The 6,382-nt window shown below is 69.9% G+C and carries 4 protein-coding genes; 3 read left to right on the forward strand and 1 reads right to left on the reverse strand.

The window, feature by feature from the left end:
- The first annotated feature begins 43 nt into the window (after nt 1-43).
- The gene (holA, locus tag ACWCQM_RS05785; protein WP_450914077.1) at nt 44-1,033 is read left to right on the forward strand and encodes a DNA polymerase III subunit delta; all 990 of its coding nucleotides are present in this window, start codon (nt 44-46) and stop codon (nt 1,031-1,033) included.
- Nucleotides 1,034-1,471: 438 nt separating this feature from the next.
- On the opposite strand, the gene rpsT is transcribed toward holA, so the two are convergent.
- Nucleotides 1,472-1,738, reverse strand: coding sequence for a 30S ribosomal protein S20 (rpsT, locus tag ACWCQM_RS05790; protein ID WP_014156344.1), 267 nt, complete (start codon nt 1,736-1,738; stop codon nt 1,472-1,474).
- A 215-nt stretch (nt 1,739-1,953) separates the two neighbouring features.
- On the opposite strand from rpsT, the gene lepA reads away from it, so the two are divergent.
- Nucleotides 1,954-3,828 (forward strand): translation elongation factor 4, encoded by a 1,875-nt coding sequence (gene lepA / locus ACWCQM_RS05795; RefSeq protein WP_073747000.1) that lies wholly within the window; start codon nt 1,954-1,956, stop codon nt 3,826-3,828.
- 415 nt (nt 3,829-4,243) lie between these two features.
- A complete protein-coding gene (locus ACWCQM_RS05800) occupies nt 4,244-6,133 on the forward strand; it encodes an AMP-dependent synthetase/ligase (protein ID WP_450914078.1) in 1,890 nt (629 codons plus the stop codon).
- The last annotated feature ends 249 nt before the right edge of the window (nt 6,134-6,382 follow it).

Here is a 6,382-nt window from a genome sequence, read left to right on the forward strand (position 1 = left end):
TGCCCCGCATCGTTGTCACAGGGGCGTGGGATGCTGGACGACGATGGCCACCAGACGCAGTTCCACCGACGACCCGCTCGCCCCCGTCACCCTCGCCGTGGGCCAGGAAGACCTGCTCCTGGACCGCGCCGTGCAGCAGGTGGTGGCGGCGGCCCGCGCCGCCGACGCCGACACGGACGTCCGCGACCTCACCCCGGACCAGCTGCAGCCCGGGACGCTCGCCGAGCTCACCAGCCCCTCGCTCTTCGCCGAGCGCAAGGTGGTGATCGTGCGCAACGCGCAGGACCTCTCCGCCGACACCATCAAGGACGTCAAGGCGTACATGGGCGCGCCCGCCGAGGAGATCACCCTCGTGCTCCTGCACGCGGGCGGAGCCAAGGGCAAGGGGCTGCTGGACGCGGCGCGCAAGGCCGGGGCGCGCGAGGTGGCGTGCCCCAAGACCACCAAGCCGGCCGAGCGGCTGTCCTTCGTACGGTCGGAGTTCCGGGCGCTCGGGCGCTCCGCGACCCCCGAGGCGTGCCAGGCCCTGGTGGACTCCATCGGCAGCGACCTCCGGGAGCTGGCGAGCGCCGTCTCCCAGCTCGTGGCGGATGTCGAGGGCACCATCGACGAAGCGGTCGTCGGCCGCTACTACACCGGGCGTGCCGAGGCCTCCTCCTTCACCGTGGCCGACCGTGCCGTCGAGGGCCGGGCCGCGGAGGCGCTGGAGGCGCTGCGCTGGTCGTTGTCCACCGGAGTGGCTCCCGTCCTGATCACCAGCGCCCTCGCGCAGGGTGTACGGGCGATCGGCAAGCTCTCGTCGGCACGTGGCGGGCGGCCCGCGGATCTCGCCAGGGAGCTCGGTATGCCGCCCTGGAAGATCGACCGGGTGCGCCAGCAGATGCGCGGCTGGACGCCGGACGGGGTGGCGGCGGCACTCCTCGCCGTCGCGGCGGCCGACGCGGGGGTCAAGGGCGGCGGGGACGACCCCGAGTACGCCCTGGAGAAGGCCGTGGTCGCCATCGCCCGCGCGGCCCGCTCCGGAGGCCGCTGAGCTCTCGCGGGCGGGGGTGCGCAGGCCTGGCCCGGCGGAGGAGGCTGCTGAGCTCTCGCGGGCGGGGGTGCGCAGGCCTGGCCCGGCGGAGAGGCCGCTATGTCGTCGCGGTGTACACAACCCGCTCCGGAGGCCGCTGAGCTCTCGCGGGCGGGGGTGCGCAGGCCTGCCCCGGCGAAGGCCGCTGGGGCCCTTGCGGGGTGTGCGGGCCTGCCCGGCGGACGCACCCCGCGACCCCCGCACCCGGCCTCATCGGCGCACGCAGCATGCACGAAGGCCCCGGCCGTCGTCCTGGGGAGGACATCGGCCGGGGCCTTCGTTTCACGCTTGGTGCGCCGCACCCGCGTGGCGAACGCAGGTTCGGTGTGCGGCGCGGGGTGCCGGTCAGGAGCGGGAGAGAGGGCCCGCTGAGTCCGTTCCGGCGATCACATCAGTAGCTCAGCCCTGGAGGGCGGCAACCTTGAGCGCCAGCGCCGACTTCTTGTTGGCGGCGGCGTTCTTGTGGATGACACCCTTCGAGACAGCCTTGTCGAGCTGGCGCGACGCGTCACGGACGGCCACAGTGGCCTTCTCGACGTCACCGGCAGCGGCAGCCTCACGGGCCTTGCGGATCGAGGTCTTGAGCGAGGACTTGACGGCCTTGTTGCGCAGGCGCGCCTTCTCGTTCGTCTTGTTCCGCTTGATCTGGGACTTGATGTTCGCCACGAAAGAGCCTTTTCAGGTTCGTTGGATCTTCTATGTGCGCCACGTCGCTTCTGAGGGCCACGAGGCACAGCTGCCCACGGTAGCAGTCACCCTCGGACCGGCCCAAACCGGTCCCGGCCCCGCAGGCGTGGGACCATGGAGGCTACGTATCGATCCGTCCGACCCGACATCGACCCGAGACACGGCGTCCGGCGTCTCAAGAATCAGGACCCTGCGTGCCCGCGACTCCTACCAACGTGCCCGAGCCGAGCCGTACCGACCCGGCGCTGATCCGCAATTTCTGCATCATCGCGCACATCGACCACGGCAAGTCGACCCTTGCCGACCGGATGCTCCAGCTGACGGGAGTGGTCGACCAGCGGCAGATGCGCGCCCAGTACCTCGACCGGATGGACATCGAGCGCGAGCGCGGCATCACCATCAAGTCCCAGGCGGTCCGTCTGCCGTGGGCGCCCACCGAGGGCGAGGACAAGGGCTCGACCCACATCCTCAACATGATCGACACCCCCGGCCACGTGGACTTCACCTACGAGGTCTCCCGCTCCCTGGCGGCGTGCGAGGGCACGGTCCTCCTGGTCGACGCGGCCCAGGGCATCGAGGCGCAGACGCTGGCCAACCTCTACCTGGCGATGGAGAACGACCTCACCATCGTCCCGGTGCTCAACAAGATCGACCTGCCGGCCGCGCAGCCGGAGAAGTTCTCCGAGGAGCTGGCCAACCTCATCGGCTGCCAGCCCGAGGACGTGCTCAAGGTCTCGGCGAAGACCGGCATCGGCGTGGACGCGCTGCTCGACCGGGTCGTCCGGGACGTCCCGGCCCCGATCGGCCAGGCGGACGCCCCGGCCCGCGCGATGATCTTCGACTCGGTCTACGACGCCTACCGCGGTGTCGTCACCTACGTCAGGGTCGTCGACGGCCAGCTCAACAAGCGCGAGCGCATCAAGATGATGTCGACGGGCGCCACCCACGAGCTGCTGGAGATCGGTGTCTCCTCCCCGGAGATGACACCGGCCGACGGCATCGGCGTGGGCGAGGTCGGCTACATCATCACCGGTGTGAAGGACGTCCGGCAGTCCAAGGTCGGTGACACCATCACCTCCCTGAACAAGGGGGCGACCGAGGCGCTGGGCGGCTACAAGGACCCCAAGCCGATGGTGTTCTCGGGGCTCTACCCCCTGGACGGCTCCGACTACCCGGACCTGCGCGAGGCGCTGGACAAGCTCCAGCTCAACGACGCCGCCCTGGTGTACGAGCCGGAGACCTCGGCCGCGCTCGGCTTCGGCTTCCGCGTCGGCTTCCTCGGCCTGCTGCATCTCGACGTGATCCGTGAGCGCCTGGAGCGAGAGTTCGGCCTGGAGCTCATCGCCACCGCCCCCAACGTGGTCTACCGCGTGGAGATGGAGGACGGCTCGGAGCACATCGTCACCAACCCGAGCGAGTTCCCCGAAGGCAAGATCGACAAGGTGCACGAGCCGGTCGTCAGGGCCACGGTCCTGGCGCCCAGCGAGTTCATCGGCGCGATCATGGAGCTCTGCCAGAACCGGCGCGGCACCCTGCTCGGCATGGACTACCTCTCCGAGGACCGGGTCGAGATCCGCTACACCCTGCCGCTCGCCGAGATCGTCTTCGACTTCTTCGACCAGCTGAAGTCCAAGACCCGCGGTTACGCCTCCCTCGACTACGAGCCCACCGGCGAGCAGTCCGCCCAGCTCGTCAAGGTCGACATCCTGCTGCACGGCGACAAGGTGGACGCCTTCTCGGCGGTCACGCACAAGGACAAGGCGTACGCCTACGGTGTCCGGCTCGTCGCCAAGCTGCAGAAGCTCATCCCCCGGCAGAACTTCGAGGTGCCGATCCAGGCGGCCATCGGCTCCCGGGTCATCGCCCGTGAGACCGTCCGCGCCATCCGCAAGGACGTCCTCGCCAAGTGCTACGGCGGTGACATCTCCCGTAAGCGGAAGCTGCTGGAGAAGCAGAAGGAAGGCAAGAAGCGGATGAAGATGGTCGGCAACGTGGAGGTGCCGCAGGACGCGTTCATCTCCGTACTGTCGACCGACGAGTCGGCCGGCGAGGGCAAGGGCAAGAAGTAGCCCCCGCGCCCGCCCCCGGTCCGGGAGCACAGGCGCCCCCGGTCCGGGAGCACAGGCACGCCGGGTCCGCGAGCACAGGCGCCCCCACCCGGGTGCGCCCGGCCCTCCCGGACTCTCGTCGGCCCGGCGTGGCCGGGAGCACCGTCATGGACGTACCCGGCCGTACGACCTGGGTGTACGCGGGAACAGTCCAACTGGCCCCCGCGCCGCGGATGTCCGCGGTGCGGGGGTCCGGTTCGTTATGAAGCGGCGGCCTGTTGCCTCTTACGCGACGGTCCCGGGCGCTCTACTCTGATCACCACCCGTTAGTTACTCGCCAGTTAAACAAGCAGGCCGAGCGGGAACGAGAAGCAGGACATACAAGCAGCAGCACCCATAAGCCGGTCGTAGCAATGCCGCAGGCCCGGAGGACGTCGTGAGCGACACACAGACCTTGATCGATAGCCGACCGCCCTCCGTGGCGACTCTCTTCGTCGACCGCGTGGCGGCCACACCGGACGGTGAGGCGTACCGCTACCCGGTGCCGGCCGCCTCGGGCACGGGCCCGGACGAGTGGAAGTCGCTGACCTGGGCGGAGGCCGCCAAGCGGGTGTACGCCGTCGCGGCCGGTCTGATCGCTCTGGGTGTCCAGCCGGAGCAGCGCGTCGCTCTCGCATCCTCCACCCGGGTCGAATGGATCCTGGTCGACCTGGGCGTCATGTGCGCGGGTGCCGCCACGACGACGGTCTACCCGTCGACGAACACCGAGGAGTCCGCCTTCATCCTGGCCGACTCCGAGAGCCGCGTCCTGATCGCTGAGGACGCCGTCCAGCTGGCGAAGGCACGGGAGAGCAGGGCCCAGCTGCCCGGCCTGGCGCATGTCGTCGTCATTGATCCGGCCGGTGTCGAGCCCGCGGACGAGGACCCCGAGGGCTGGCTCCTCACGCTGGCCGACCTGGAGGCCCGGGGCGCCGAGCACCTGGCGAAGAACCCGGACGCGGTCACCGAGCGGGTCTCCGCCATCACCGCGGACCAGCTGGCGACCCTGATCTACACCTCGGGCACCACCGGCCGCCCCAAGGGCGTACGGCTGCCGCACGACAACTGGTCGTACATGGCCAAGGCGACCGTCTCCACCGGGATGATCAACCCGGACGACGTCCAGTACCTCTGGCTTCCGCTCGCGCACGTCTTCGGCAAGGTGCTCACATCCGGCCAGATCGAGGTCGGCCACGTCACGGCCGTCGACGGGCGCGTCGACAAGATCATCGAGAACCTCCCGGTGGTCCAGCCGACCTACATGGCCGCCGTGCCGCGCATCTTCGAGAAGGTCTACAACGGCGTCGCGGCCAAGGCGCGGGCGGGCGGCGGGGCCAAGTACAAGATCTTCCAGTGGGCGGCCGGGGTCGCCCGCGAGCACGCCAAGGTGTCGCAGGACAACTTCCGCCGCACCGGCAAGGCCTCCGTCCCCTTCGGTCTCGGCGCCAAGCACAAGGTCGCCGACACCCTCGTCTACGCCAAGATCCGTGAGGCCTTCGGCGGCCGGCTCCGCGCCTGCATCTCCGGCTCCGCCGCGCTCGCCCCCGACATCGGTCTCTTCTTCTCCGGCGCGGGCATCCACATCCTGGAGGGCTACGGCCTCACCGAGTCCAGCGCCGCCTCCTTCGTCAACCCGGGCGAGGCCTACCGCACCGGAACCGTCGGCAAGCCGCTCCCCGGCACCGAGGTCCGGATCGCGGAGGACGGCGAGATCCTGCTGCGCGGCCCCGGCCTCATGGAGGGCTACCACCAGCTGCCGGAGAAGACCGCCGAGGTACTGGAGTCCGACGGCTGGTTCCACACCGGTGACATCGGCGAGCTCTCCCAGGACGGCTATCTGCGGATCACGGACCGCAAGAAGGACCTGATCAAGACGTCCGGCGGCAAGTACATCGCCCCGGCCGAGGTCGAGGGCCAGTTCAAGGCGGTCTGCCCGTTCGTCTCCAACATCCTGGTGCACGGCGCGGACCGTAACTTCTGCACCGCGCTCATCGCGCTCGACGAGCCGACCATCCTCGGCTGGGCCGAGGAGAACGGGCTGGGCGGCAAGCCGTACGCGGACGTCGTGGCGTCCCCGCAGGCCGTGGAGCTCATCGAGGGCTATGTGAAGCGGCTCAACGAGGGCCTGCAGCGCTGGCAGACCATCAAGAAGTTCCGGCTGCTCCCGCGCGACCTCGACATCGAGCACGGCGAACTGACCCCCAGCCTCAAGCTGAAGCGGCCGGTTGTCGAGCGCGAGTACAAGGACCTGATCGACGACATGTACGCGGGTTCCCGCGAGGTATAGCGGCGGGATGTGCGCGGGTTCCCGCGAGGCATAGCGGCGGGGTGTACGCGGGTTCCCGCGAGGCACGGCGACCGACATCCACGCGAGGTGCCGCGAGGCACAGCGGCGGGATGTGCGCAGGTTTTTCGCGAGGCCCGGAGCCCGCAGGAACGTCACGGCGGGGCCGGTGGGTGCGGGAGCCCGAGGCCGGGGCCCCGGAGCAGCTTGCGCTGATCCGGGAGACCGTGCGCCGGGCCAAGGTGCCGCGCG

This window comes from Streptomyces sp. NPDC002125, assembly GCF_053593715.1.

What these genes read in the sequence shown, in the direction of transcription:
- holA (WP_450914077.1), top strand. Translation starts at nt 44, where the DNA reads ATGGCCACCAGACGCAGTTCCACCGACGACCCGCTCGCCCCCGTCACC.